This window comes from Alteromonas sp. Mac1 (assembly GCF_001562125.1).
Lineage (GTDB): Bacteria > Pseudomonadota > Gammaproteobacteria > Enterobacterales > Alteromonadaceae > Alteromonas > Alteromonas stellipolaris.
The window spans coordinates 694,177-719,867 of the sequence record NZ_CP013932.1 but is presented as its reverse complement, the minus strand read 5'-3'; the positions used below and the strand labels follow the sequence as shown (position 1 = coordinate 719,867).

25 protein-coding genes are annotated in these 25,691 nt (G+C 44.8%); 17 read left to right on the top strand and 8 right to left on the bottom strand.

Features of this window, described 5'->3' with window-relative positions; all coding sequences use genetic code 11:
- Positions 1 to 208: 208 nt before the first annotated feature.
- On the bottom strand, positions 209 to 4,006 hold the full coding sequence (gene putA, locus AV939_RS03120; protein ID WP_061997107.1) for a bifunctional proline dehydrogenase/L-glutamate gamma-semialdehyde dehydrogenase PutA: 3,798 nt from the start codon (positions 4,004 to 4,006) through the stop codon (positions 209 to 211).
- A 421-nt stretch (positions 4,007 to 4,427) separates the two neighbouring features.
- On the opposite strand from putA, the gene AV939_RS03115 reads away from it, so the two are divergent.
- The 11 genes from AV939_RS03115 (at position 4,428) to rpoS (ending at position 14,522) form a co-directional block, all read left to right on the top strand.
- Complete coding sequence (locus AV939_RS03115) at positions 4,428 to 6,050, top strand: methyl-accepting chemotaxis protein (protein WP_061997105.1); 1,623 nt, start codon at positions 4,428 to 4,430, stop codon at positions 6,048 to 6,050.
- A 140-nt stretch (positions 6,051 to 6,190) separates the two neighbouring features.
- Positions 6,191 to 7,909 carry a TIGR03545 family protein gene (locus AV939_RS03110; RefSeq protein ID WP_061997103.1) on the top strand — a complete coding sequence of 573 codons (1,719 nt, stop codon included), beginning with the start codon at positions 6,191 to 6,193 and terminating at the stop codon, positions 7,907 to 7,909.
- A gap of 107 nt (positions 7,910 to 8,016) precedes the next feature.
- Positions 8,017 to 8,307 carry a cell division protein FtsB gene (gene ftsB, locus AV939_RS03105; protein ID WP_013785529.1) on the top strand — a complete coding sequence of 97 codons (291 nt, stop codon included), beginning with the start codon at positions 8,017 to 8,019 and terminating at the stop codon, positions 8,305 to 8,307.
- Positions 8,308 to 8,312: 5 nt separating this feature from the next.
- Positions 8,313 to 9,044, top strand: a complete 732-nt coding sequence (ispD, locus tag AV939_RS03100) for a 2-C-methyl-D-erythritol 4-phosphate cytidylyltransferase (RefSeq protein WP_061997101.1) — start codon at positions 8,313 to 8,315, stop codon at positions 9,042 to 9,044.
- Complete coding sequence (gene ispF, locus AV939_RS03095) at positions 9,035 to 9,508, top strand: 2-C-methyl-D-erythritol 2,4-cyclodiphosphate synthase (RefSeq protein ID WP_061997099.1); 474 nt, start codon at positions 9,035 to 9,037, stop codon at positions 9,506 to 9,508. The genes ispD and ispF overlap by 10 nt, the downstream gene beginning before the upstream one ends.
- The gene (gene truD, locus AV939_RS03090) at positions 9,505 to 10,575 is read left to right on the top strand and encodes a tRNA pseudouridine(13) synthase TruD (protein ID WP_057794113.1); all 1,071 of its coding nucleotides are present in this window, start codon (positions 9,505 to 9,507) and stop codon (positions 10,573 to 10,575) included. Before ispF ends, truD begins: the two co-directional genes overlap by 4 nt.
- Positions 10,576 to 10,585: 10 nt before the next feature.
- Positions 10,586 to 11,329: a 5'/3'-nucleotidase SurE gene (surE, locus tag AV939_RS03085; RefSeq protein ID WP_057794115.1), complete on the top strand. Its 744-nt coding sequence runs from the start codon at positions 10,586 to 10,588 to the stop codon at positions 11,327 to 11,329.
- Between the two features lie 42 nt (positions 11,330 to 11,371).
- On the top strand, positions 11,372 to 12,007 hold the full coding sequence (locus AV939_RS03080) for a protein-L-isoaspartate(D-aspartate) O-methyltransferase (protein ID WP_057794117.1): 636 nt from the start codon (positions 11,372 to 11,374) through the stop codon (positions 12,005 to 12,007).
- The gene (locus AV939_RS03075; protein ID WP_057794119.1) at positions 12,004 to 12,582 is read left to right on the top strand and encodes a YqaA family protein; all 579 of its coding nucleotides are present in this window, start codon (positions 12,004 to 12,006) and stop codon (positions 12,580 to 12,582) included. Before AV939_RS03080 ends, AV939_RS03075 begins: the two co-directional genes overlap by 4 nt.
- A 10-nt stretch (positions 12,583 to 12,592) precedes the next feature.
- Positions 12,593 to 13,456 (top strand): peptidoglycan DD-metalloendopeptidase family protein, encoded by an 864-nt coding sequence (locus AV939_RS03070; RefSeq protein ID WP_061997097.1) that lies wholly within the window; start codon positions 12,593 to 12,595, stop codon positions 13,454 to 13,456.
- Positions 13,457 to 13,529: 73 nt separating this feature from the next.
- Complete coding sequence (gene rpoS, locus AV939_RS03065) at positions 13,530 to 14,522, top strand: RNA polymerase sigma factor RpoS (RefSeq protein WP_082604976.1); 993 nt, start codon at positions 13,530 to 13,532, stop codon at positions 14,520 to 14,522.
- Positions 14,523 to 14,584: 62 nt separating this feature from the next.
- Here rpoS and folA read toward each other — a convergent pair whose 3' ends face one another.
- On the bottom strand, positions 14,585 to 15,073 hold the full coding sequence (gene folA, locus AV939_RS03060; protein WP_061998151.1) for a type 3 dihydrofolate reductase: 489 nt from the start codon (positions 15,071 to 15,073) through the stop codon (positions 14,585 to 14,587).
- A gap of 290 nt (positions 15,074 to 15,363) precedes the next feature.
- On the opposite strand from folA, the gene AV939_RS03055 reads away from it, so the two are divergent.
- Genes AV939_RS03055 through AV939_RS03035 form a run of 5 tightly spaced genes read left to right on the top strand, consistent with a single transcriptional unit; the run spans position 15,364 to position 17,346 of the window.
- Entirely contained in the window at positions 15,364 to 15,732 is a 369-nt protein-coding gene (locus AV939_RS03055) for a hypothetical protein (protein ID WP_061997095.1), read from the top strand.
- Positions 15,733 to 15,744: 12 nt separating this feature from the next.
- Complete coding sequence (locus AV939_RS03050; RefSeq protein WP_061997093.1) at positions 15,745 to 16,275, top strand: hypothetical protein; 531 nt, start codon at positions 15,745 to 15,747, stop codon at positions 16,273 to 16,275.
- Between the two features lie 32 nt (positions 16,276 to 16,307).
- The gene (locus AV939_RS03045) at positions 16,308 to 16,517 is read left to right on the top strand and encodes a hypothetical protein (protein ID WP_061997091.1); all 210 of its coding nucleotides are present in this window, start codon (positions 16,308 to 16,310) and stop codon (positions 16,515 to 16,517) included.
- A gap of 11 nt (positions 16,518 to 16,528) precedes the next feature.
- Positions 16,529 to 17,026 carry a superoxide dismutase, Ni gene (sodN, locus tag AV939_RS03040; protein ID WP_061997089.1) on the top strand — a complete coding sequence of 166 codons (498 nt, stop codon included), beginning with the start codon at positions 16,529 to 16,531 and terminating at the stop codon, positions 17,024 to 17,026.
- A gap of 2 nt (positions 17,027 to 17,028) precedes the next feature.
- Entirely contained in the window at positions 17,029 to 17,346 is a 318-nt protein-coding gene (locus AV939_RS03035) for a S24/S26 family peptidase (RefSeq protein WP_061997087.1), read from the top strand.
- Between the two features lie 33 nt (positions 17,347 to 17,379).
- Here AV939_RS03035 and cgtA read toward each other — a convergent pair whose 3' ends face one another.
- From cgtA to rplU, 3 genes are all read right to left on the bottom strand, one after another.
- A complete protein-coding gene (gene cgtA / locus AV939_RS03030) occupies positions 17,380 to 18,576 on the bottom strand; it encodes an Obg family GTPase CgtA (RefSeq protein ID WP_057794133.1) in 1,197 nt (398 codons plus the stop codon).
- A gap of 172 nt (positions 18,577 to 18,748) precedes the next feature.
- Positions 18,749 to 19,006: a 50S ribosomal protein L27 gene (gene rpmA / locus AV939_RS03025; protein ID WP_013785541.1), complete on the bottom strand. Its 258-nt coding sequence runs from the start codon at positions 19,004 to 19,006 to the stop codon at positions 18,749 to 18,751.
- 15 nt (positions 19,007 to 19,021) lie between these two features.
- Positions 19,022 to 19,333, bottom strand: a complete 312-nt coding sequence (gene rplU / locus AV939_RS03020) for a 50S ribosomal protein L21 (RefSeq protein ID WP_013785542.1) — start codon at positions 19,331 to 19,333, stop codon at positions 19,022 to 19,024.
- A 727-nt stretch (positions 19,334 to 20,060) separates the two neighbouring features.
- On the opposite strand from rplU, the gene ispB reads away from it, so the two are divergent.
- Positions 20,061 to 21,035 carry an octaprenyl diphosphate synthase gene (ispB, locus tag AV939_RS03015; protein ID WP_061997085.1) on the top strand — a complete coding sequence of 325 codons (975 nt, stop codon included), beginning with the start codon at positions 20,061 to 20,063 and terminating at the stop codon, positions 21,033 to 21,035.
- A gap of 4 nt (positions 21,036 to 21,039) precedes the next feature.
- Here ispB and AV939_RS03010 read toward each other — a convergent pair whose 3' ends face one another.
- From AV939_RS03010 to AV939_RS03000, 3 genes are all read right to left on the bottom strand, one after another.
- Entirely contained in the window at positions 21,040 to 21,759 is a 720-nt protein-coding gene (locus tag AV939_RS03010) for a ZIP family metal transporter (protein WP_057794138.1), read from the bottom strand.
- A gap of 173 nt (positions 21,760 to 21,932) precedes the next feature.
- Positions 21,933 to 23,252 (bottom strand): Xaa-Pro dipeptidase, encoded by a 1,320-nt coding sequence (pepQ, locus tag AV939_RS03005; protein ID WP_061997083.1) that lies wholly within the window; start codon positions 23,250 to 23,252, stop codon positions 21,933 to 21,935.
- A gap of 245 nt (positions 23,253 to 23,497) precedes the next feature.
- Positions 23,498 to 25,561, bottom strand: a complete 2,064-nt coding sequence (locus tag AV939_RS03000) for a transglycosylase SLT domain-containing protein (protein ID WP_231751158.1) — start codon at positions 25,559 to 25,561, stop codon at positions 23,498 to 23,500.
- Between the last annotated feature and the right edge of the window lie 130 nt (positions 25,562 to 25,691).

The following is a 25,691-nucleotide window of genomic DNA, read 5'->3' as shown; positions in this document are numbered from 1 at the left end:
CCGATCATTGTAATTCGATTATTGCCTACCATGCATACAGGGTGTCACAGCGGGGGTTAAGGCGGGGTTAACGACCAAAATTTTGTTTGAAGTGTTTTATCGCGCTCAAATAAGCGAGTCACTAATGCACTATGAAATAAAAAAAGCCAGTCACAAGGACTGGCTTTACATGGTTACCGATTACTACAAGGAAAATTACCTTGCGCTATTACTCATCGTCTTCCACTAACGTCATGAGAGATGTATTACCACCCGATGCCGTAGTATCGATACTAATGGTTTTTTCTGTCATTAAACGCTGAATCAACTTATCGTTATATTCAGCAGTAATAACTGGCAAAATAGCGCCTTCACGCGAAGACAGCATCGCAGTAATACGAGCGGTACGCTCTGTACTTGAATCAACAACAACACCCGCTAAATCTTCATCCATTAACAAGGCATCGAAGTGACCTAATCGCGCTACTTGGAATACCCCTTTAGGCGCACCGGTCGCTTCAAACTTATTTTGAATCTCAATGGCTTCTTCATAGAAGATTTCAGATACAACCGACACAACCGTGTTTCCTGTGGCAAGTGCGGTCACGATTGACAGCATCCAATACTCGAACGATACCCCCTTATCTGCGAAACATACCAAGGTGCCTCTAGGCTCTAGGTACAGTTTGTTAGATTCACCCGTGGGGCCAGGAAGCTCTGTGGGTTTAGCTAACTTACGCTCAACACTGGTTAACTGCTGACGGGCAGTGGCCAAGGTGCGATTTAAATCGTCGGCCAGGTCGTCAACAATGTCGACCTTGGCAATTTTAGCCAGTAACTGACGTACCATAGAGATACGATCATTTAAGGCCATATGACGCCACTGGGCTTCAACTTCTTTGGCTTGATCCATTACCACATGCGCACGTTCGGCAATTTTATCATCACCGACCAACGCGTTATCAGTACCATCAACATCGTCAATCAACGTGGGTTTTGGTGTAGCACGTTCCATCATCAAACGCGGCAAGTAGTTAGGCCCACCGGCTTTTGGTCCCGTACCAGACAATCCACGACCACCAAACGGCTGAACACCAACAATAGCGCCAATCATGTTGCGGTTAATATAAACATTACCTGCACGGCTTTTCGCAGCAAGTTCGTATGCACGTTCTTCAATACGCGAATGAATACCCATCGTTAGACCATAACCCGTGCCATTGATTTGCGCTAGTACGTCGTCTAGCTCTTTCGATTTAAAGCGTACTAAATGCACCACTGGGCCAAAGACTTCTTTTTCTAACACATCCAAGTTATCAATTTGATAAAGCGTAGGAGGGAAAAAGGTGCCGTTTTCGGTGCCTTTGGGAAGTTCGTTCCGATAAAGCAGTTTTCCTTTTCCTTCCATAAACTCTACATGGTCGGTTAGGCTCTTCAGTGCTTTCTCATCAATAACAGGGCCTACATCAGTTGCTAACATGGTTGGGTCGCCAATGGTTAATTCTTTCATGGCTCCGGTTAACATGCTGATGAGATCATCTGCAATTTCTTCTTGCACGAATAATACGCGAAGGGCTGAACAACGTTGCCCCGCACTTTGGAAACCAGAATGAATAACATCGTCAACGACCTGCTCTGGTAGGGCGGTTGAATCCACAATCATGCAGTTTTGCCCACCAGTCTCAGCGATTAACGGCACTTGCTCACCACCTCGGTTGGCCAGTTCTTGTGAGATAAGCGTGCCAGTTTGGGTAGAACCGGTAAACATAACCGCTTTAATGCGTTCATCGGAAAGCAGGGTTTCGCCCACTTCTTTACCTGGTGCAATAATGAGTTTCAAAGCGTCTTCAGGTAAGCCTACCGACTGCATAATATCCACAGCCCGTTTCGCTACCATGCTGGTTTGTTCAGCAGGTTTAGCAATAACCGTGTTTCCGGTAACCAGTGCTGCTGATACCTGACCTAAAAATATTGCTAGCGGGAAGTTCCATGGGCTAATACAAAGTACAACACCACGAGGTAACAAGCGCTTATCTTCAGCAAGTTCTTGAGCACGAGCGGCGTAGTAGCGACAAAAATCCACCGCTTCACGTACTTCATCAATACTGTCTTGCGCGACTTTGCCCGCTTCACGCATACAAATAGCAATAAGCTCTGCCATGTGACGCTCTAGGGCGTCGGCTGAACGGTTAAGAATTTCAGCACGTTCCGACACATCGCGCTTAGACCACGCGTCGAAGCCCGCATCTGCATCATCTAGCGCTTTACGCATATCATCAGGTTGTGCGTAATAATGGTAACCCACCACATCGTTATGATTCATTGGGTTACGTACTGCCGTTGCGCCCTCCGGCACACCATCAGTTACACTATAAAATTCTTGCCAGCGCTCTAGTTCATGTTGAAGTGCATTCACCGCGTTTACATCGGTTAAATCTAACCCGCGAGAGTTGTCACGTTCAGGGGCATATAAACCCCGTGGCGTTTTAATCAGCTTGTTGAAACGCACTTTCAGTCGTTGGGTTTTCTCTACCGGATCTTCAAGTAATGACTCTACCGGTTTTTCATCATCAACAATGGCGTTAACGAATGAAGAGTTAGCCCCATTCTCTAGCAAACGGCGTACAAGGTAAGCTAATAAGTCTTCGTGCTCGCCTACCGGCGCATAAACACGGCACTGAATTTTCTCTTCAGTCACTACTTTGTCGTACAACGTATCACCCATGCCGTGTAAGCACTGGAACTCAAATCCTTCTTTATCATCTCCTGCCAGTTCAATAATCACTGATGCAGAGTAGGCATTGTGAGTAGCAAATTGCGGGTACAAAGTATCGCGGTATTCTAGTAATCGGTTTGCACAAGCATGGTAAGACACATCGGTAGATGACTTACGGGTAAACACAGGGAATTCTTCTAAGCCCGCTTGTTGGGTAAGCTTAATTTCCGTATCCCAGTAAGCGCCTTTTACCAACCGCACCATTAATGAACGGCCAACTTCTAATGAAAGCACGCGTAAATGTTCAATTACATGAATAGCACGTTTTTGATAGGCTTGAACCGCTAAACCAAAGCCAGTCCATCCGTTTAAATCTTCATCACGGAATACCGCTTCAATGATATCGAGGGAAAGCTCTAAACGGTCAGCTTCTTCAGCGTCAACCGTTAAGCCAATATCGTACTCTTTAGCCAACATACACAAGGCTTTTAAGCGCGGCGGAATATCACGCATTGCGCGCTCTCTGTGTAAGAACTCAAAGCGTGGATGTATTGCCGACAACTTAACTGAAATACCTGGTGAGCGCTTAGGTCCACGGCCGTTAGCCGCTTTACCAATCACTTCAATAGCTTTAACGTAAGAATCATAATAACGGTCTGCATCTTCCATAGTGCGAGCGCCTTCGCCCAGCATGTCGTAGGAATATACATAGCCTTTGGTTTCTTTTTCCTTAGCACGCTCTACCGCATCTTTGATGGTTTCACCCATAACGAACTGACGGCCCATTACGCGCATAGCGATATTCATTGCGCGGCGAATAACCGGCTCACCTAAGCGACCCAAGGTTTTCTTCAACAGGCCAAACTGTTCCTTCTTACGCTTGTCGGCATAATTCACCATATTACCGGTAAACAATAAGCCCCATGCTGAAGCGTTCACGAATAAAGAATCTGAATTACCAAGGTGTGGCGTCCACTGCCCTTTAGATAATTTGTCGCGAATAAGTTCGTCTTGCGTATCGCCATCGGGCACACGCAACAAGGCTTCGGCCAAACACATCAATACCACACCTTCAGAGGTGGATAATGAATACTCGTTTAACAGTGCATCCACTCCACCATGACCCTCTTGGTCACGACGAATTTGCAGTACCATTTTACGGGCGCGTTCCCACGCTCGACTTCTGGCGCGAGGGTTTACCTCAGCAATCGGTAAAATTTGATCCACAGCCACAGACTCACTAATTCGATAGTAGTCTCGAATGCGCTGGCGTAGGGGAGATGTAGTATGAAGTGTGTCGTTAATGAGCATTGCAACCCTTTATTCGAATAGCTGTAGAAAATGTTTCCGGTAACGGAAAACAAGAATAACGTTACATGGAAAAAATGAATTAACAAGCAAAGCTGAGCCTTACTTGAAGCGCCCCACCTAAAGTGTGCTGCGCATGCGTATCTAGGTATTTAAACTTAGATCGTCTTAATGAAGATCACGATATCGCTGAAATTGCGCGGATACTAGCATAAATGCTTATTTCGCCAAGCCCTTGCTGTCAACTTTTTGCGCCACTGTGATAGAGCGTCTAAGAACGCAGGTGAATAACATTTCACAGGGATTCAACTCACGGGTGGCACTCCATACCATGTTAAATAAATGTTTAAAAATATCTATTCAAGGCCAACAACTTCAATATAAGGTCTACACTAGATAATATAAAAACTGGAGGTTCCTGCTGATGTGGTTACGCAATTTTAGTTTAATTCAAAGGCTCAGTATCATTGTCGCGCTGACGGCGCTGTTGTTTTTGGTGCTAACCGGTGCGGTATTAAACCAGCACTACAAGGCGCTCAAAGAAAAGTCGTATAAAGAAAATCAACACCTGGTAGAAGTTGTTCATACCTTGCTTGCAAGCTTTGAATCCTTGGAAGGAGTAGATGAAGACGCCGCTAAACAACAGGCGCTGACTGCAGTTAGCCGCCTTAGATACGATGAAAGCAACTATTTTTGGATTCAAGATGCTACCCCTGCCATGGTCATGCACCCTATCAAACCATCGCTTAACGGGCAGGATTTACGAAGTTTTAAGGATGGCAACGGTAAAGCGTTTTTTGTGGAAATGGCGCAACTGGTTAAGTCTTCAGGTAGTGGCTTTGTTGATTACGTATGGCCACTTCCGGGGGAAGAAACGCCGGTAGACAAAATTTCGTATGTTAAAGAATTCAAACCATGGGGATGGACCGTCGGCTCTGGTATTTACTTATCTACCCTTGAAGCTGAGTACGCCCACTTACGCAATTTACTTATCATTATTTGTATTATTAGCGTGTTATTGGTCGTGGCGCTTATCTTCTATATTGGCGGCAGTATTGTTAAGCCTGTCCATGAAGTCACTGAACGAATGAAAGATATTGCTATGGGAGATGGCGATTTAACCCGGTCACTTCCTGAATCAGGCCAAGATGAAATTACCAGACTTGCGCGTTACTTCAATGAATACACCAATAAAATGCGGCATTCTTTGTTAGGTATACGTGAAAACATCACCGCCCTTACCCAGCAAGCGGTGCTCGTTGAAACCGTTAGCCAAGATAGCAATGGTCAAGCGCAAAGTCAGAATGAAAACATGATGCAAGTTGCCGTAGCCATGGAGCAAATGACCACACAAATACAACAAGTCAGTCAGAATGCAGATACTGCTGAAACCAGTACCAGTGGTGCCCGAGCCAATGTAGAACAAGGCACCCGCGTGGTAGAAAGTACCGTGAGTGATATTCACTCTTTAACGTCAAATATTGAAAGTGTGAGCCATGTAGTAACCGAGCTTGCTGAACAAACTAATAGTATTGGCGCAGTACTAGACGTTATTCGTGGCATTGCTGATCAAACCAACTTACTTGCACTTAATGCGGCGATTGAGGCTGCTCGCGCGGGAGAGCAAGGCAGAGGATTTGCAGTCGTAGCCGATGAGGTTCGTACCTTAGCCAGTCGAACAGGCCAAAGTACCGATGAAATTCAAGCGATGATTGAAAAGCTACAAAGCAACGCAAAAGCCGCAGTAGATGCGGTGCAAGTCAGTCAAAATGCTTCAACAACTACGGTAGACAATGCAATTAAAGCGAACGATAGCTTAAAAGAAGCCGACCGACTTATGAATGAAATTGCAGGTATGAGTAGTCAAATAGCCCGTGCGACAGAGCAACAGGCCGAAGCTGCCAATGAAGCCAACATTCGTATCAATGCATTATCGGGTGCAGCGGATAACAGTTTAAAAACAGCGGATCAATTAGCCAGTGCCAGTCAGGCACTTAAAACAAGCTGCGTGGCTATAAAAGAAATTGCCAGCAAATTTAAACTTTAGTGAACCAAATTAGTCGTAAAAAGGAAGGTATTCACAGGTTTATACTACTTCCTGCGTATGGAAGTATTTAAAGCGGTGCTTTAGACTGGTTATCTACATCGTTAGATAACCAGCTAAACGTCGTTTACAAGGAGTGATATATGAGCAGTGATAGTAAAGGGATCCCAATCAAGTATTGGGTATTGGGCTTTTTTGTTCTACTTATCTTAGTGTATGTTCTATTTGCTAATACCATTATTAAAGCCGTACTAGAGTCGAAATTAGGCGAGTCTTATGGTGCAGAAGTCAACATTGCCGAATTTGATCACTCTTTATACCCTACCACTGTCACCCTTAAAGGCATTGGCTTAACCAACGCAACTAAGCCCTCGCATAATCAAGTGTTAGTTGGCGAAGCAAATGCTGACGTTGCCCTTATGCCCCTACTATCTAATCAAGTTGTGGTAAACAACCTTAATTTACTTGATGTGCAATTTGACCAAGTTCGCGAGCACGAAGGTGAAGTTTATCGGGTGCCAGAAAGCTCACTGTCTTACGATGAAATTAAAGCAAAAGCCAAAGAGGCCGTGCCTTCTGTAGACGAAATACTTGCTCGTAACCCCCTTAAAACTACCGCTGCCGTTGCCGAAGCAAAAGAGGCCTACGCCACCTATTCACAAGGCCTAAAGCAAGACTATGAAAACTTGCCTGATAAAGAACGTATCGACTATTACAAAACCCAAGTTGCTGCGCTTAAAGAAACGAATTACAAAGATCCTCAAGCCCTTATTCAAGCTAAGTCATCGTTAGATAAGCTAAAAGAAGAGATGAGTGCAGACCGTGCGCTTATCAGCAGTTTTACCGATAAAGCGTCGAATGCTAAGAGTGCGTTGAGCAACTCGGTTAAAGCGTTAAAAGAAGCGCCCGGAGAAGATTATGCATTACTTAAGGGCGTGATTGCCGGCGATGAAGCGGCCCTATCTCAAGTGACGTACTTCGTATTTGGCGACAAAGCCGCTGAATATACAGAGTATTTGATGTCTGCCATGCAAATTGTGATGCCATTACTTCAAGGCGGAGATACGCCCGAAGAACCTGCAACCGATATGCCTTCTATTTTGGTGAAGCAAGCTAACGTGTCTGTGCTTTGGCAAAACGAGTCGATAAGCAGTTCGTGGCAGAACATTACCAATACGCACAGTGTGTTTGGTAACCCAACAACCTTTACCATTGAAGCGGCTGGCGACATGCTTAAGCAATTTACCTCAAGCGGTGAATTCTGGATTGATGAAAGTGGCGTAGATGCGAGCCAAGTTTGGGAGCTAGCTGGGGTGAATATGTCGAATATTCCAGTAAGCGGCAATGAAACCCTTAACGCGGTGATGAAAACTGCACTCATGGCAACCACAGGCTCGATGGAAGTGGTTGATAATAAGTTAAGCGGCAACGGGAAAGTTAACTTACAAGAACTAGTGATGGAAGCCACAGGTACAAGCGACGTGACTAGCGCCATTGCTTCTGCACTGCAATCGTTAAGTAGTTTATCGATGACCATGCTACTTGATGGCACCCTTGCTAACCCCGGGTTTAACATTAAGTCAGATTTAGACAACAAATTGGCTCAAGCCGCGATTTCTCAGCTCACCGCGTCTCAGCAAGATAAGCTTGATGAACTTAATACCAAGCTAAATGCGATGGTTGCTAGTGAACAAGATGCCCTTTCTGGTGAATTGGTTGATATTAACTCAATGCTAAGTGCGGCACAGGGCGACAGCGGCGCCTTACAAGAATTGCTTCAAAGCCAATTGAGCAGTGTGGTTGAAGAACAAAAGAATAAATTGTTCGACAAACTAAAAGGTAAATTAGGGCAAGGTGAATAAAGCACCTTTGATTCCTAAGCCCTTCGCGGCATAATAGGTAATAACGTGGAGGGCAGTTTACTGCCCTTTTTGAATTTTCCTCCGCTTACCGATTTTCAGGTGATTTTGTGTGGCAAGATAAATGGCTTCCTATCGTACTCATCACTCTATTAGGGTTGTTGCAGTATCGGCTATGGTTTGGGAAAAACAGTATTCCTGACTATCTTAGTCGAGAGCAGGAAGTGAAAACTCAAGCGCAGCAAAACGCTAATCTTGCGCAGCGAAACGCCCTGCTAAACGCAGATATCACCGACCTTAAAGTAGGTTTAGAAGCCATTGAAGAGCGCGCTCGCAATGAACTCGGTCTGATTAAGCAAGGGGAAACTTTTTACCGGATTTTACCGCCAGAAACTAAGTGAGTAACATGACATCCTCCTCTGTGGTTGCGGTTATTCCCGCAGCTGGAATTGGCAGCCGAATGCAGGCTGATCGCCCCAAGCAGTATTTAACCCTTCAAGGGAAAACGATTCTTGAACACACTGTTGAAATACTGCTTAACCATCACGCCATCGACTACCTTGTTATAGCCATTAGTCCTCACGACACCTACTTCCCTTCTCTTGCCATTGCTAATAACCCGAAGGTGAAAGTGGTAGAGGGTGGCAATGAACGAGCTGACTCTGTGCTAAACGCCGTAAATACCTTGCCAGACAATACTTGGGCACTAGTGCACGATGCCGCGCGTCCTTGCGTAAGTACCAATGATATTACTCAGTTGCTGGCGGTGATGGATAATGAACAGGTAGCGGGCGGCATTTTGGCTTCTCGGGTTCGAGATACTATGAAACGAGGCGCTGCCAGCCAAGGGGCTGATATCAATTTCCCCACTGTTCTTCATACTGAAAGCAGAGAAAACCTATGGCATGCCCTTACGCCCCAGTTGTTTCCTACAGCACTGCTTAAAAGCGCGCTGCAAGATGGCCTTGCCGCATGCGCAACCATTACCGATGAAGCATCAGCCATAGAATACAGCGGACACAAGGTTGCACTTATTGATAGCGACCCGGCAAATATTAAAATAACCCACCCTGGGGATTTACCCTTGGCAGATTTTTACTTACATCAACGACAGAAGGCACAAGCAGAATGCGAATAGGACACGGTTTCGACGTTCATAAATTTGGTGGCGACGGCCCCATTGTTATTGGTGGTGTAAGCATTGACTATGAACAAGGCCTAGTCGCCCATTCTGATGGCGACGTATTGCTACATGCCCTATGCGACGCATTACTTGGCGCTGCGGCGCTAGGTGATATAGGCAAGCACTTTCCCGATACTGATGATACCTATTCAGGTGCCGATAGCCGTGTACTGCTTAGGCATGTTATTCACGTAGTAAATGAAAAAGGCTATACGTTAGGCAACGCTGATATGACCGTAGTGGCGCAAGCTCCCAAAATGGCACCGCACATTCAGGCCATGAGAGAAATCATAGCCAAAGACTGTCATTGCGAGCTTGATGCAATCAACGTGAAAGCTACCACGACTGAAAAATTAGGATATACAGGCAGAAAGGAAGGCATTGCTGCTCACGCGGTAGTGCTGCTGGAAAAGATATGAAACCATTACATACCCAACACTGGAATTATTATTACAGTAAACCCGTATCAACCGGCTTATTTAAGTTTCAAGCCGACGACTTTCAAGTCGTTGAGGACTTAGGCTACGAGCCCTGCGGTGAAGGCGAGCACCAGTTTGTTTTTGTAGAAAAAATTAATACCAATACTGCATTTGTTGCAGAGCAACTTGCTCGCTACACCAAACTGCCACTTCGCCAAGTGACGTATGCAGGTAGGAAAGACAAATATGCCCTCACCCGTCAGTGGTTCGGTTTACATGCACCAGGACAAGCTGATTTCGACTTCAGCGATTTTGAGCTTGAGGGTGTGCGGGTTATTAAGCAAACTCGCCACAATAGAAAGCTTCGTACCGGTCAATTAAAAGGAAATGCCTTCACCATTACGCTGCGTCAAGTTGTGCATCCAGAAGCCATTGAAGAACGCCTTCAGGAAATCGCCAAACATGGTGTGCCGAATTATTACGGCGAACAGCGATTTGGCGTCATGCGGGTAAACGAGCAAGGCGAAGTTCAGCGCGGTGGTAACCTTGCCATGGCTGAGCGGATGATAAACGGTGAAACCATTCGCCACCGCAATAAGCGCTCTATGGCACTGTCCGCCCTGCGTAGTTGGTTATTTAATGAGGTCATTTCTATTCGTTTAGAAAACAAGACCTTCGATAAGGTACTTACCGGTGACGCATTGGTATTAACCGGCTCGAACAGCTTCTTTATTGACGATGATAAACAGCAAGATAGCCAGCAACGTTATGAAGATAAAGATGTATGTCCTTCGGCACCGCTGTGGGGCAAGGGAGACTTAGTCACTACGTCAGAGGCAAACGCCACCGAAGAGCAGGTTGCATCAAGTCATCCAGAAGTTATCGACTTTTTAGGCCAATGTGGCTTCGAGCAAGAACGTCGTGCAATAAAAATATGGCCATCGCAACTTGAATGGCAAAGTAAGGGTGATACATTAACGCTATCGTTTTCATTGCCTAGCGGTTGTTTCGCTACATCCGTACTTAGGGAATGTGTTGAAACCGTTTCCCCCATTCACAGTATTTAGTTGAGATTGCATGAAGATCCTAATGAGTAATGATGATGGTGTGTTTGCAAAAGGCCTAGCTGTTTTGCACGAAACCATTGCCAGCGAGCACGATATTACTGTTATCGCCCCCGATCGTAATTGTAGCGGCGCAAGTAACGCCCTTTCGTTACATCAACCCCTTCGTATTCAACGCATGGACAGTGGCTTTTATTCAGTTAATGGCACGCCTTCAGACTGCGTACACTTAGGTATCAGCCGAATTTTAAAAGATGACCCCGAACTGGTGGTATCTGGTATTAATCATGGTGCTAACTTAGGCGATGATGTAGTTTATTCTGGTACGGTAGCCGCGGCGACCGAAGGCAGATATATGGGCTTGCCTGCCATTGCCGTGTCGCTTGCCAGTAAGAAAGGTGAGAATTTTGAAACGGCAGCTCGAGTAGTACTAGATATTATTCGTAAACTTCAATCTCATCCTTTACCAGCAAATCAAATTTTGAACGTAAATGTTCCTGATATACCCTATGATGAGCTTAAAGGTATAGAAGTAACCAGACAGGGTCGCCGACACCGTGCTGAACCTATGTTTGAAGATAAAGACCCGTTTGGTCAAACCATTTATTGGTACGGTCCAGCAGGTTCAGAACAAGATGCAGGCCCAGGTACAGACTTTCACGCAGTGGCAAACGGGTATTGCTCCGTAACCCCACTTAGTGTTGATATGACTGCCTACCAAAGCTTAGACAATATGAAAGAATGGTTAGCCAAGTAACCCAATAGTGCGCAGCCGATAATAAGGATAATAAGCACCACCATGAGAGCCTCCAGAAAAGGGGATGCGCTAGCACAGCTGCTTTATGACGAAGGAATCCGTTCGCAGCCTGTGCTCAATGCCATTGCAGGTACACCCCGGGAAACATTCTTACCTGATGCGCTTAAGCATAAAGCCTATCAGAATACTGCCTTGCCTATCGGGCAGGGGCAAACTATTTCGCAACCCTATATTGTTGCGAAAATGACTGAGCTGCTGCTAGATAGTCCGAATAAACCTGAAAAAGTGTTAGAGATTGGTACAGGCTCTGGTTATCAGACCGCTATTCTTGCACAGCTTTTTTCGGCTGTATTCAGTGTAGAACGAATCAAATCGCTACAGTTTCATGCAAAAAGACGGATGAACCAACTCGATTTACATAATATTGCCATGAAGCATGGTGATGGATGGAAAGGGTGGGTATCTAAAGGTCCTTACGATGCCATTATTGTGACGGCGGCGGCCAGTAGTTTGCCGCAAGATTTATGTGATCAATTAAAAGAAGGAGGCCGACTGATTATTCCCGTAGGAAATGAACAGCAGTCTCTATTGTGTATCGACAGGATAGAAGGCGAATTAAAAACCACCACCATAGAGGCGGTGCGTTTTGTTCCCTTAGTAGCAGGAGAGCTATTGTGAAATTGTTTGAGCCAATGTATGACATGGCACTTCGATGGGCTAGACACCGCCATGCGGTAAAATATTTAGGGGGGCTAAGCTTTGCTGAGTCAGTATTTTTCCCTATTCCGCCTGATGTCATGCTTGCGCCCATGTCGCTGTCTCAACCCGACAAAGCGTGGCGCTTTGCCCTTATCACTACACTTGCGTCTATTTTGGGCGGCATTGCAGGTTACTGGCTGGGTTATTTTGCATTTGATGCTTGGCTATCGCCTATCATTGAAAGTTGGGGTTATACTCACAAAATTGAAACAGCCACGCAGTGGTTTGCTGACTACGGCGTATGGGTGGTGTTTGTAGCGGGTTTCTCCCCTATTCCCTACAAAGTCTTTACCACAAGCGCTGGCTTTCTACAGATGGCCTTCTTTCCCTTTCTTATTGCCTCTGCGGTTGGCCGTGGCGCAAGATTCTTCTTGGTCGCAGGACTTATGCGTTGGGGCGGTGCTCCTATGGAAGCCAAACTACGCCAATATGTAGAAGTATTGGGCTGGGCAGTAGTGTTATTGGCTGTTGCCGCTTACCTCATCTTGCGATAATTGCGCAGCGATGTCATACCGCTTCTTTCTGATCAGTGTTGTGTTACTGCTACTACAAAGTTGCAGTAACCGAACTAACCCAGCCCCCGTTGTATTATTAAATAGTCAAGCAGATCAAGAGTCTGGTGGATTTACATCCGATACCTATAAAGTACAGCCTGGGGACACCCTTTTTGGCATCGCTTGGTATACTGGAAATGACTATCGTGATATCGCTAAATTTAACAGCTTATCAGAACCTTATCGTATTTTTCCTGGTCAAGAATTACGCATTACTCCCCCACCCAAAATTGTAAAGATCACGTCAAGATCTAAACCTCAGACCATTCAGTCAGCAGATCCGACCACGACCTCAGTAGACAAAAGTTTGATTGACCCCCCTATATCACAGGGGTATGGTGAAGGTGAAAAAGTTGTTAAGCGACAAAACGTTACGAGCGTCAACAGGTCGTCAGAAAGCGTCAAAATAACGGCACCCAACAGTTTTCCTGATAAGGTGAAAAAGTGGGTTTGGCCTACCAAAGGTAAGGTTGTTGAAACGTTCAGTAAGTCAGAGTCGGGCAACAAAGGAATTGATATCGCTGCGGCAAAAGGTACATCGATACACGCGGCAGCAGATGGAAAAGTTGTTTATTCAGGAAGCGCCTTAAGAGGCTACGGTAAATTGGTCATCATCAAACATACCGACACCTTTTTAAGTGCCTACGCATACAACGACACCATTATCGTCAAAGAACGAGATTGGGTGTCTGCGGGGCAGAAAATCGCCACCATGGGTGACAGCGGAACAAATTCGGTAAAACTTCATTTTGAAGTTAGATATCGTGGAAAGTCTTTAGATCCACTGCGTTATCTGCCAGCTACACGACCATAATAATAATAAATAACAATAAGAAACGAATAAAGGAGAAACGTCGAAAGGTAAACCTTGAAGCAGGAGATTCATTGTGGGTCATATAAATAAAAGCCTAGAATCAAATACGAAAGATGACTTAAACGTCATTGATATGCCAGCCGATCTGAAAACAGATAAAACAATATCTGATGACACTGACACCGATTCAGAAGAATTAGTGTTAAGCCAAGACGACCAACCAAAAAATCTAGATGCCACACAGTTATATCTAGGTGAAATCGGTTTCTCGCCTCTGCTTAGTGCAGAAGAAGAAGTGTTTTTCGCCAGAAAGGCTCTACGTGGATGTGAAGCCTCACGCAAACGCATGATTGTTAGTAACTTACGCCTAGTTGTTAAAATAGCGCGTCGATACAACAACCGCGGTCTTGCCCTGTTAGACTTAATCGAAGAAGGGAATCTAGGACTTATACGTGCTGTTGAAAAGTTCGACCCCGAACGTGGTTTTCGATTTTCAACGTACGCAACGTGGTGGATAAGACAAACCATTGAACGCGCAATTATGAACCAAACGCGCACTATTCGTTTGCCAATCCACGTCGTTAAAGAACTTAATGTATATTTACGCGCAGCTCGTGAGTTATCTCAGAAACTTGACCACGAACCTACTGCCGAAGAAATTGCCCTTGCCTTAGACAAACCTGTCGAAGACGTTACCAAGATGCTGCGACTTAATGAACGTATTACGTCGGTAGATACCCCGATTGGTGGCGAAAACGATAAAGCGTTGTTAGATATTCTAGCTGATGAAAAAGAATTCGGCCCTGAAGAGAACTTGCAAGACTCAGACATCAAATCAAATATTGTTGGCTGGTTGGAAGAACTCAATCCTAAACAACGTGAGGTATTGGCAAGACGCTTTGGATTAATGGGTTATGAACCCTCAACACTTGAAGACGTGGGTGCTGAAATTGGTCTTACTCGTGAACGAGTTCGTCAAATTCAAGTAGAAGCACTTCGACGATTACGAGATATTCTAGGCCACCAAGGCCTATCGCTTGAAAATTTATTTAACCAAATGAATTAATAGCGCGTTACATACGTTAAATGCCGAGGCGTTGTTTGTCCTCGGCATTTTTATTTGTAGCACTATCCCCTAACCAAGCTCACAAACGTGTAGTCATGTGGGTTTTTCTCATCAGCGGTATGCGCTTCCCGGCTTATCTCTTCCCAATGATCTTGGGCTTCATAATCAGGAAACTGTGTATCACCTTCCACCGCTAGTTCGATAAAGGTTAGGTGCAAAGTATCAGCCTTATTCAAAAACGCCTGATAAATTGTCCCGCCACCAATAATCATCACCTCGTCCGACTGACTCTCTAGCGCTGAAGCATGCTCAATAGCCGCTTCAGGTGACGATACTACTGTTGCATCTGGCAAACTGTAAGCACTGTTTGTAGTGATGACAATGTTTGGTCTTCCCGGCAAAGCGCGGCCAATTGACTCATAGGTTTTACGCCCCATAATGACAGGCTTACCCATGGTTACTTGCTTAAAATGTTTTAAATCTGCTGGCAAATGCCAGGGCATGTCGTTATCTGCACCGATAACGCGATTATTAGCCATTGCGGCAATCATGGCAATTTTCATAATAACTTTAACCAATGCGTTGTTCTTTTCCCTATGATAACTGATTAGACCTATCGCGATAACTCTTGCGTTAACAACAATCCATTATTTCTCGCTTTTCTCTCTGAACTGTCCTCTTCATTTTCATAACGCTATGCCCATTGTGTTTACCTATCTTGTTTCTGTTCATTGTTAGTCGTTTCTCCATTGTATGACTTAAATCACACATGCAAATAATAACAATTATCATTTGCGATCATGTTTTATATCGACTAGGGTGTATTCAGGAGGGCAAGCAAATGCAAATAACTTACTTGTGTGGAAAACACGAAGATTGGATTTACAGTAACCCGAAGCAAGCGCTTCACTTTATGGCCAGGGACGAGATGCAGGGCACGCTTTTACTGCATTGCGGCCAATACACAGACGCTATTCCTTACTTGGGCTGCGCTTTTGATATTGCGGTTATTCTTTTAGAAGTAGATGGAGGCGAGAATGAAGCGATGAAAAGCAAAGTTAAGAGCCTAGCTGGATTACTTGAAGAAACCTATTACCACTTGAAACTGCCCGAGTACCGAAACGCCATTTTAGATAGAGCTAATTCTGTCTTACAAGCCACAGAATCGGCAATTTTATCAGCTTTTTTGCTTAAATCTGTGCATCAATAAGTTGAGAATACTATGCATACTTATCTTGCAGCAAATCATAAACGCAACGTTAAGCAGCACGATACTACTGACTTTAAGGCATTATTAGGCCAGTGGGAACGGCGAGTTCTTCTTGCCAATAACGCGTTTTCAAATGGTCAATGGCTCTCGACAATAGCGTTGTACAACCAAGCTATAGCACATGCCAACCAGTTAATAGCGATATCACCCTACCGCAAAGAAGCCACATTTTCGCTATTGGTGAGCTTTCACAATCTTTCCGACACCTACTTGCAATACGCCAGCGAGGCGCCGCCTGAAGAAAGAATGGCCATTTACCATATGGCACTTGCTACTTTATCTGAAGTACAAACACGCATTGATACGCAAGCAGTGCTATTGCCTGATAACACTGATGTGCTGCGCGCTAGGCGAATTGCGCATCAACAACGATGGTTATTATTAAAACAGCATCCCGAGTTGGAGATTGCGCTAAATAATAGCCCTTCTATCGACAATTCATTTACTGTCTTTGCAGCAACCGCAGGCAAAGATAGTCATTAGCTGATTCTACTTTCAATTAATTAGGAGTTTATATGAAAAACACGATAAATAATGTCATTTACGCCGTCGCGTCTGTGGCTATAACCTCTTCCCCCGCCTTTGCACATGCTGGACACGATCATAATCACTGGAGCAGCCAGTTCATGCACGGGCTTTTCTATTTGTCACTTGCTGCGGTGGGTGCTGCATGCGTTTTCGCAGGCTACAAGGCCTATTCTCGCAAACAATCTTCATCTAAATAGGGAAAGTAATCATGCTAAACAGCTTACTGACGACGCTTCACCGTAGGACCCCCTTAACTACCGCGAGCGCTCACTGCGATATTCCATGCAAAATTTACGATCCTATTTCAGCCCAACTCGCTGCGTTAAGTGTTATTCGTTTTGTTGATTTACTGAATGAGTTAAGTGAAAAAGAAAACCTTTCGTTTGCTGATCATGCCCAATTCAGCCGCCTAATTAGTGAAAAAGAGACTCATGCAGAAAAAGTAAAACATGAAGTCAGAGTTATTTGGGGTGATTACTTCAAAGCGCCTCAATTTGAAAAATACCCAGATACTAACGAATTGGTCCACAATATTATGCTTACCGGATCGGCGTGTAAGCAACATGTTTCACGGGAGAAAGCAGAAGCACTATTAACATTGGTGAATGAGTTCGCTGAAAGTTTCTGGGCCACTAAAGGTGTTGAAACTAAGACAGCCACCTGCCCTTATCCGCCTGCGGAACAAGTGGTATATCCTAAACTTTAATCATGCTTCGATTATTAGCGATTGAAGGAAACAGCATGCAACCCATGCTGTTTGCTGGTGACTTTATTTTAACCTGCAAGTGGCCAAAAGCGTGGCTTCAAATTGGCCATGTAGTGGTAGTTAATAGCGATAAATATGGTGTAATTGTAAAGCGCATTACCAAAGTATGCTCTATTAAAGGCGTTATGCTGCAAGGTGATAATGCACTTGAAAGTGTAAGCACGTTGGCAATAGGCTGGATAAAGCCAAGCGACATTATTGGAAAGGTTATATTTACTTCGCCTTCGAGAAATCAGAAGCTTTTAACAAAAAACCGCTAGTTTTAGCAAACTAGCGGTTTTAATGTTGTTCAATTAGCGACGGTACTCGACTTCAACATCGTAGTCATCTTCGTCCCAATCTTCATCATCGTCTAAGTCATCACTTAAATCGTCTTCGAAGTCGTCGCCTAAATCGGCGTCTTGTGCTTCTAACGTATTACGATGGTAAGTATCCCACTTAAACTCAACGTCTTTCGTTTCTTCTTCTTCGATAACTTCGGTTGGAAGCGTCTCGATGAAGTTCATTATTTCTCGGCAAAGCGGTTCTAAGCCAAGTTTCTGGAAAGCAGATATCTGGTATATCGGGCCTTCCCAACCAAGTTGTGCGGCAATTTCTTTGCAGCGCTCGTTGGCTTCGTCTTCAAGCATCAAATCAACTTTGTTAAACACTAACCAGCGAGGCTTGCTTGCGAGTTTAGGGTTATACTTTTCAAGCTCTTCAACAATAGCCTTAGCATTTTCTGCAGGATCGCTTTCATCTACTGGCATAATGTCGACAACATGAAGCAGTATACGACAACGCTCTAAATGTTTAAGGAAACGAATACCTAAACCTGCGCCGTCAGCTGCACCTTCAATAAGCCCAGGAATGTCGGCTACTACAAAGCTACGCTGCGCGTCTTGACGTACTACACCCAAGTTTGGCACAAGTGTCGTAAACGGGTAATCAGCCACTTTAGGCTTAGCTGCAGATACAGAGCGAATGAAGGTCGATTTACCTGCATTCGGCATACCTAATAAACCCACATCGGCCAATAGCATTAATTCGAGTTTTAAATTACGAATTTCGCCTGGCGTACCATTGGTCTTATGACGTGGCGCACGGTTAGTACTGCTTTTGAAACGCGCATTACCTAAACCGTGAAATCCACCTTGTGCCACTTTAAGCTGTTGCCCATGACGAGTAAGATCGCCAAGTACTTCACCAGTATCGCTATCGGTAGCGCGGGTTCCGACTGGAACACTTACGGTTAAATCTTTACCACCACGGCCAATACAGTTAGCGCCTTGACCATTTTGGCCACGCTCTGCACGGTGAAAACGCTCGAAACGATAGTCGATCAATGTATTTAGGTTTTCATCGGCAAGAAGAAAAACACTACCGCCGTCGCCCCCGTCGCCACCATCAGGGCCACCTTTGGGAACATATTTTTCCCGTCTAAAGCCAATTACGCCGTTGCCGCCGTCACCGGCTTCAACACGAATTTCAGCTTCATCTACAAATTTCATTTATCACTCCGGGCATTGTTGCCGTAGGGGTTATTAATACTCAGTATCTAACTACTAAGTTTACACCAAATTGTTATGTACTGCCCAAATACTAAAGTGCGGGTTTCCATAAAACAAAAAACCCCGCAAGCGCGGGGTTTTTCTAAGCCTGTTCGGCGAGTAGCTAAAGCGCTTACTCTGCTACGATGCTTACAAATTTACGGTTGTTCGGTCCTTTAACATCAAACTGAACTTTGCCGCTTTTCAATGCAAACAACGTGTGGTCTTTACCGATACCCATGTTGTCACCAGCGTGGAAACGAGTACCACGTTGACGAACAATGATGTTACCAGCAAGAACAGATTCTCCACCAAAGCGTTTAACACCTAGGCGTTTACTCTCTGAATCACGACCGTTTTTGGTACTACCACCAGCTTTTTTATGTGCCATGTGTTCGTGCTCCTATTAAGCGTTAATGCCAGTAATTTTCACTTCCGTGAACCACTGACGGTGACCCATCTGCTTACGTGAATGCTTACGACGACGGAACTTAACGATTTTAATTTTATCGCCACGACCGTGTGTAACCACCTCAGCAGTCACCTTACCACCAGCAACGTTTGGTGTGCCGATTTTTACATCGTCACCATTGCTGACCATTAAAACTTTGTCGAATTCAATCGTGTCACCTGGGGCAACTTCGATTTTTTCTAGACGAACGGTTTGGCCTTCGGCCACACGGTGTTGTTTACCGCCACTTTGGAAAACCGCGTACATAGTTAACTCCGCTCTGCGTCACTGACGCAATCAATTCAAAAAACAGGGCGCGAATTGTACGTGAAACATCCGCAAATCACAACCCCGATTCTGATAAAAGTAGATTATTTTTCCAACATGGGTGAATTTTTGCGTGAATTCACCCAAAAATGCACGATGTCACACTTAAAAAACCGCACTAAGTGAATGACAAACGGTAAAATTGAAGATGATAACCGCCAAATTCGATAAGCATTTATTGCTAAAAAAGCATGGAATGCGATATCTGTAGATGGAAAATCGAATACGATCCAATCGCACCGATCTGATCATGAAAAACGCACCTAAAACGCGCTTTTTAATCACAATGATCAAAACGATCGGATAACAGATCCGAGATTGTAGCATTTTGATCTGTACTTCGCAGCTAGCAAAAAGAATTTTTCTGAAAATACACACTTCAGGTCATAAATACGCGATAGCACCTATAATAAGACATAATCTAACAAAGAAATGAGCGATTGGTCGGTCAGCGGTATATGAATTTTTCTATAACGTACTAAAAGAGAATTTTTAGCACTATTGGCCCGCTATCGGTTAAGTTAGGTGGCTAATGCGTTTAATTCGGTAGCTAAATACGTTTAATTGGGTGGCCATTACGTTTAATTGGGTGGATAGTACAGCGCATTCAGGTACAATCAGCCCCTATAATTGCCTAAGAAATGAATAAGTTTTTACGCCCATGCCAATGGATATTAATCAAATACGCGCGCTATCAGATGATGATATGCAAGCGGTTAACCAACTGATTCAACAACAAGTAGACTCTGACGTTGCGCTTATCAATCAGTTGGGATTCTATATTGTAAATAGTGGCGGTAAGCGCCTTCGCCCATTACTTACCGTGCTAAGTGCACGTGCAATGGGTATCGAAAATGCTGACCATCACACCCTTGCCGCTATTGTTGAATTTATACATACAGCAACCTTGTTGCACGATGATGTGGTTGATGAATCGACCATGCGACGTGGCCGTGAAACCGCTAACGCCGTATTTGGTAACCAAGCATCGGTTTTAGTAGGTGATTTCTTATATACCCGCTCATTTCAGATGATGGTAAGTTTGAAACGCATGCGGGTTATGGACATTTTATCTGAAGCAACCAATCAAATTGCTGAGGGTGAAGTATTGCAGTTAATGAACTGCAATGATGCCTCTACCACCGAAGCACGCTATTTCGACGTAATTTACGGTAAAACCGCTCGTTTGTTTGAAGCGGCTACGCAACTGGCAGCGGTATTAACCGACCAACCAGAAAACGTAGAGCATGCCATGCAAGAATACGGCAAGCACTTAGGTACCGCCTTTCAGTTAGCCGACGATATTTTAGATTACATGGCCGACAGTGACGAAATGGGTAAGAACGCGGGCGATGATTTAGCGGAAGGAAAGCCAACGCTACCTTTGCTATACGCAATGTGGAATACCGACAGTGAAGAAGATAAAGCGCTTATTCGCGATGCCATAGAGCAGAGCAACGGTTTACCTCACCTTACTCGTATTCAACATATCATGGAAAGCACCGGGGCATTGGATTACACTCGCACTTGTGCCAACAATGAAGTGAAAATGGCTATTGATAGTTTATCTATTATTCCAGATTCACCTTATAAAGAGGCATTAATTGCCCTTGCTCATATTTCGGTAGAACGCACTAGCTAGTGCGTTAGCCCCCCTCAAGCATAGCGCCCACCAGCCCCACCAAAAAGCCGAGTATTGCGCCTAAAGGTGGTAACCAATGGTTTTCCATGCGAATACCTGGGGCTATGTCTTGAAATACTGAATACAAAATTCCCCCTGCTGCAAATAGCATAATGCCACTCATCACGACGGGGAATTCAGCCAAATAATAAAACCCTACCGCACTCATTAGCGGCCCAAGTAAGCTCATTAGTACAAAAATCCAAATAAGCTTAGTGCTGCGGTTTTTATTGGTTGGGGTCATTTCACGATAAGCATTAAACCCTTCCGGTAAATTTTGTACCGCAATTAACACGCCTAATAGCATAGTACCGCCACCCAATGCCGCAGTAGTGCCTAACGCTACCGACTCAGGCACAAAATCGCTTAACATGGCGGCAAGTTGGCTGCCTGCAGTTTTCTTTTTAGCCAAATAGATATCCAACGCCATAAAGGCAAGTGCCCCGCCGATAAAGCAGCTACATGCCATTAATACCGATACGTCTTCAATACCCTCAGGCACTAATACTAAAGCAACCGCTGAAATTAACGCACCGGCCCCCAAGGCCAAAATACCGTGTCGTAATTCTTGCTCTAACCACTTAGGGCGCAAACCTTTCACCCTCGACAAAACAGCACCAGCAGGCATAGCGAGGCCAGCCAGGGTTGCCACAATAATTAAATTTAAAATGTCGGGTTCCTGCATGTTTGCTCCCTATGCCTTGAGTTGTTCCATTACTTGGCCTAACACTACTGGTAGCATGCTCAGAAGCCATAAAAAAGACAGCTCAAAACTGGCTGCCTTTTTCTATTACTGAGCGCATCTATAAATTAATAAGCCTGACGCCATTAATCATAGAGTAATGCGCCGCGATGAGATCATTTTAAATTAAGGTCTCGGGTCATGTTTTCGTTTTTATCGCGGTGCACAATAATATTGTCTTCAATGCGAATACCGCCAAACGGACGATAAGTATCAACTGTATCCCAGTTGATATATTTCGACGCTGGGGTTGCTTTTAAATCTCGTAACAAGCTGTCGATAAAGTACAAACCAGGCTCAATAGTAAATACCTGACGCGCTTCAATCATGCGCGTACAGCGTAGGAAAGGATGATCGTCAGGGGCAGGTTTAGGCGTGCCTCTGTCGTCGTTTACCAATCCGCCTACATCGTGAACTTGTAGCCCTAAAAAGTGGCCAATGCCGTGAGGGAAGAAAGTTCGCGTAATGCCCTGCTCTACAATATCTGCCGCTGGAAGGTTCACAATGCCAGTGTCTTGTAGAATTTGTGCTATGCCCGCATGGGCTAGCAAATGAATATCGGTATAGGCCACACTTGGCTTTAGAGAATCAACCAAGGTTAACGTCACTTTATCAACGGCCTGAATAAGATCGGAAAATAATGTTGAGTTTTGGCTGTAAGTACGCGTGATATCAGCAGCATAGCCGTGGTAATTTGCGCCTGCATCAATCAAGAACGAACGAGACTGCTTAGGCGCAGTGGTATCGCACTGCATGTAATGCAGAATTGCCGCGTGTTCGTTAAGCGCAATAATACTGGTGTAAGGCACGTCGTTATCGCCTTGGCGGCACGCTGCGCTGTACGCTAAATTGATATCGAATTCGCTCTTACCTTCAAGAAACGCCTGTTCTGCTGCTTTATGCCCCGCTACCGCCAGCTTGTTTGCTTCTCGCATACAATCTAGTTCGTAATCGGTTTTATACGCCCGTTGGTAATGTAAATAATGCAGCACTCTGTCTGGGTTTACGTTCTCAAACCCTAACGCTTTGGCTACTTCAATGTATTCACCAACATAAGCAAAACCGCGCTTATCGTAAGGCAGATGCTTTTCAACAGCATCGGCTTGTTGTAGCAAAATGATATTAAAGCTGTCGGTCCAAAAATCTTGTGGCTCTGGCGGTACTTTGTGCCAAAAATCTTCAGGGCGATAAAAAATAAGGGTGGGCTTATCTTCACCATTAACCACCAACCAGCAATTAGGGTTATCGATAACCGGCACCCAAGCTTTAAATTGTGGGTTTACCTTAAACGGATAATGGTTGTCGTCTAAGAACAAGCGTTTGCCTTGCCCTGAATGAATGACTAACCCTTCTAGTCCTTCACGCTGAAGTGCTTCGCGAGTGCGAGATTGAAGTTCCTCAATATGTTGCTGATAGCTTGCCTGATGTTTTGACATAACACCTCATTTAAGTTTTCTGATTTGCATGGCTAATTGGTCTTCTTCAATTAGCACTGTAATGCCAGCTGCGTTAATTGCACTGATTCCAGTTTGCTACGCTAATTCGCCAGAAGAGAAAAGTATTAGCCATTGTCGTTAAGTGCGCTTGCTCTTACGTACGCTTATGTTTAAGGCGAAGAGTGTAACACGATAGCCGCTCGGCTTTCACCGAGTGGCTTGTATCCACTAATGATTCATCTGCCCTAGCGAGGCGCCAATTGCAAGGTTCCCGTTACAGGATGCGTGCTCACTGCACTTGATGAAGGAATAACATCTTGAGTAAGCTGCGGAAACACGTTTTTATTTTCTCCCAACTGATGCTCGTAAATGTACTGATAAGCCAACACCGCTTTTACGTAACTACGGGTTTCTTTATAAGGTATATTTTCAATCCAAATATCCACTGGCAATGCTTCGCCAGCAGGCAGCCATTCTAGTACTTTGCGCCAGCCAGCATTATAAGATGCCGACACCAAAACTGGGTTGTTATTAAGCTTATCGCCTAAATAACGTAAATATTGCACGCCGTAGTCAAGGTTATCGTCAACTTGAAACAAGGTATTTCGACTCACTTTCTCTTTAGCCAAATACTGCGCTGTACCTGGCATAAGTTGCATTAACCCCGCAGCGCCCACCGGCGATACCGCGTCTACCATGAACGAACTTTCACGACGGGCAATAGCCATCGCAAACGCTTTGGATACGTCGTAAGCTTCACTCTTTTCACTAAACTGTGACTCGAACGCCAAGGGGAAGCGACGTTCAACATCGTCCCAATAACCACTTTTCGCAAAACTAATAATGGCTTGGTCGTATATACCCCACTCGTAAGCCAACACACCGGCGTCTGTTACTTGTGAGTCAGGTAAGTTTGACAACAAATAACGCCACTCGCGGCGGGCTTCGGTTGAACGTTCTAAGCGGTAAAATTCCATAGCCCGTTGGGTAGCTGGGGTATTAGCAATGGCTTGCACCGCACTTTGTACTCGAGGCGCTGGCGTATGAGACAAGTTCGGCTGGCTGTTAATACGGGCACTGGCCATAAATCCATAATAATTGCGTTCATTGGCTAGCTGCTGATACATCACTGTGGCCTGCATCACATTACCTAGTTCTTCGAGGGCGCGCGCTTTCCAGTAACGGTAGTTTTCTTCTTGTTGGAGTTCAGGGTTTGCGGCATCAATTACATCCACTACCCGCTGCCATTGTTTGGCGCGAAGCAAAAACGATACATGCCATAATTTCACATCATCGCTAGCACCTTCAATGTCGGCTTTATCTAACCATTCATGGGCTTCTGGTAGAAAATCGAGGGTAGCACTTAGCGCGATAGCACGCTGTATAATATGCAGTTCAGGCACGGAAAAAATGTTTTTCGGGGCATAAGTATCGTAAGCCTTCATTGCCGCTTTAGGGTTTCTCCACGCCAGCTTTTCTATGCCCCATGTTAGAATTTCAGCCTCGTTGTGTTTGTGCTTCATAGGAAATAAGCGGGTTCGGTTAACTAAACTTACATCACGTGATACCGATGACCACGCATCAGCTAAATACTGATGACTACTGGGTAATTGGCGTTTTAAATAAGGAATAATGCGGCGATTATCTTCTTTCGCAGCAATAGCTATACGTTTAACTACTTTGTCTGGCGTCATGAGGCCATTACTTCGCCACTTTGCAAATAATGGGTCGCATTCATCGGGCTGTGATTGACCGCTATACCAAAGAGGGTCGACTTCGGTTAGCACAGGTTTAGGGTTGTCTGTACGTTTTAATTTGTAACCCAACGCTTGGCAGGTAAGTTTAGCGCCCATGCCATTTCGATAACTGCTTAAAAACGCGTTTTCATGACCACGAGAGGCTAGGTAATTTAACCAACGATAGCGCAAACCATAACTGACCGGTTGCCCCGCGTAATCTTCTAAGAATTGCTCTACTTCACGCTGGGTTTTAAGCGACATAGTGCGTTCTAATCGCAAACGAAGCAGGTACGGATAAAGAGGGTAATTCGCCAACCCGTAAATTTCTGCGTCTAAATCTTCTAAACGCCTTTTCGGTAACGTACGCAGGCTTTTTTCTAAAATTAAGAAGCGAGCTCGTTCATCGGCGTAGATGTCGTCAGGGAATAGCGGTGAAACTTGCGCATGACTAAGCTGAAAGCTGCTTGAAATAGCGACTAACGTGAAAACGTGAAACGACTTGAGCATAGGTAACCGCTTGAAGAACGTTACCGCTTTTAAAAGAAAACTTACACCTACTTTATTCGACACAATGTGAACTCCTACCCCTTGTTGCATTCAAACACACCAGAGTTGGTGTAATTATAGAACGATGCTTGCTTGAAAGCCGATAAATTATCGGCGTGGCTCCATGCCACAGAAGTAAAAAGTGCCAGCGCTG

Bases quoted from the DNA above. Each gene is read 5' to 3' on its own strand.
- putA (WP_061997107.1), bottom strand. From the start codon at position 4,006: ATGCTCATTAACGACACACTTCATACTACATCTCCCCTACGCCAGCGC.
- AV939_RS03115 (WP_061997105.1), top strand. From the start codon at position 4,428: ATGTGGTTACGCAATTTTAGTTTAATTCAAAGGCTCAGTATCATTGTC.
- AV939_RS03110 (WP_061997103.1), top strand. From the start codon at position 6,191: ATGAGCAGTGATAGTAAAGGGATCCCAATCAAGTATTGGGTATTGGGC.
- ispD (WP_061997101.1), top strand. From the start codon at position 8,313: ATGACATCCTCCTCTGTGGTTGCGGTTATTCCCGCAGCTGGAATTGGC.
- ispF (WP_061997099.1), top strand. From the start codon at position 9,035: ATGCGAATAGGACACGGTTTCGACGTTCATAAATTTGGTGGCGACGGC.
- truD (WP_057794113.1), top strand. From the start codon at position 9,505: ATGAAACCATTACATACCCAACACTGGAATTATTATTACAGTAAACCC.
- surE (WP_057794115.1), top strand. From the start codon at position 10,586: ATGAAGATCCTAATGAGTAATGATGATGGTGTGTTTGCAAAAGGCCTA.
- AV939_RS03080 (WP_057794117.1), top strand. From the start codon at position 11,372: ATGAGAGCCTCCAGAAAAGGGGATGCGCTAGCACAGCTGCTTTATGAC.
- AV939_RS03070 (WP_061997097.1), top strand. From the start codon at position 12,593: ATGTCATACCGCTTCTTTCTGATCAGTGTTGTGTTACTGCTACTACAA.
- folA (WP_061998151.1), bottom strand. From the start codon at position 15,073: ATGATTGCCGCAATGGCTAATAATCGCGTTATCGGTGCAGATAACGAC.
- AV939_RS03055 (WP_061997095.1), top strand. From the start codon at position 15,364: ATGCAAATAACTTACTTGTGTGGAAAACACGAAGATTGGATTTACAGT.
- AV939_RS03050 (WP_061997093.1), top strand. From the start codon at position 15,745: ATGCATACTTATCTTGCAGCAAATCATAAACGCAACGTTAAGCAGCAC.
- AV939_RS03045 (WP_061997091.1), top strand. From the start codon at position 16,308: ATGAAAAACACGATAAATAATGTCATTTACGCCGTCGCGTCTGTGGCT.
- sodN (WP_061997089.1), top strand. From the start codon at position 16,529: ATGCTAAACAGCTTACTGACGACGCTTCACCGTAGGACCCCCTTAACT.
- AV939_RS03035 (WP_061997087.1), top strand. From the start codon at position 17,029: ATGCTTCGATTATTAGCGATTGAAGGAAACAGCATGCAACCCATGCTG.
- cgtA (WP_057794133.1), bottom strand. From the start codon at position 18,576: ATGAAATTTGTAGATGAAGCTGAAATTCGTGTTGAAGCCGGTGACGGC.
- rpmA (WP_013785541.1), bottom strand. From the start codon at position 19,006: ATGGCACATAAAAAAGCTGGTGGTAGTACCAAAAACGGTCGTGATTCA.
- rplU (WP_013785542.1), bottom strand. From the start codon at position 19,333: ATGTACGCGGTTTTCCAAAGTGGCGGTAAACAACACCGTGTGGCCGAA.
- ispB (WP_061997085.1), top strand. From the start codon at position 20,061: ATGGATATTAATCAAATACGCGCGCTATCAGATGATGATATGCAAGCG.
- AV939_RS03010 (WP_057794138.1), bottom strand. From the start codon at position 21,759: ATGCAGGAACCCGACATTTTAAATTTAATTATTGTGGCAACCCTGGCT.
- pepQ (WP_061997083.1), bottom strand. From the start codon at position 23,252: ATGTCAAAACATCAGGCAAGCTATCAGCAACATATTGAGGAACTTCAA.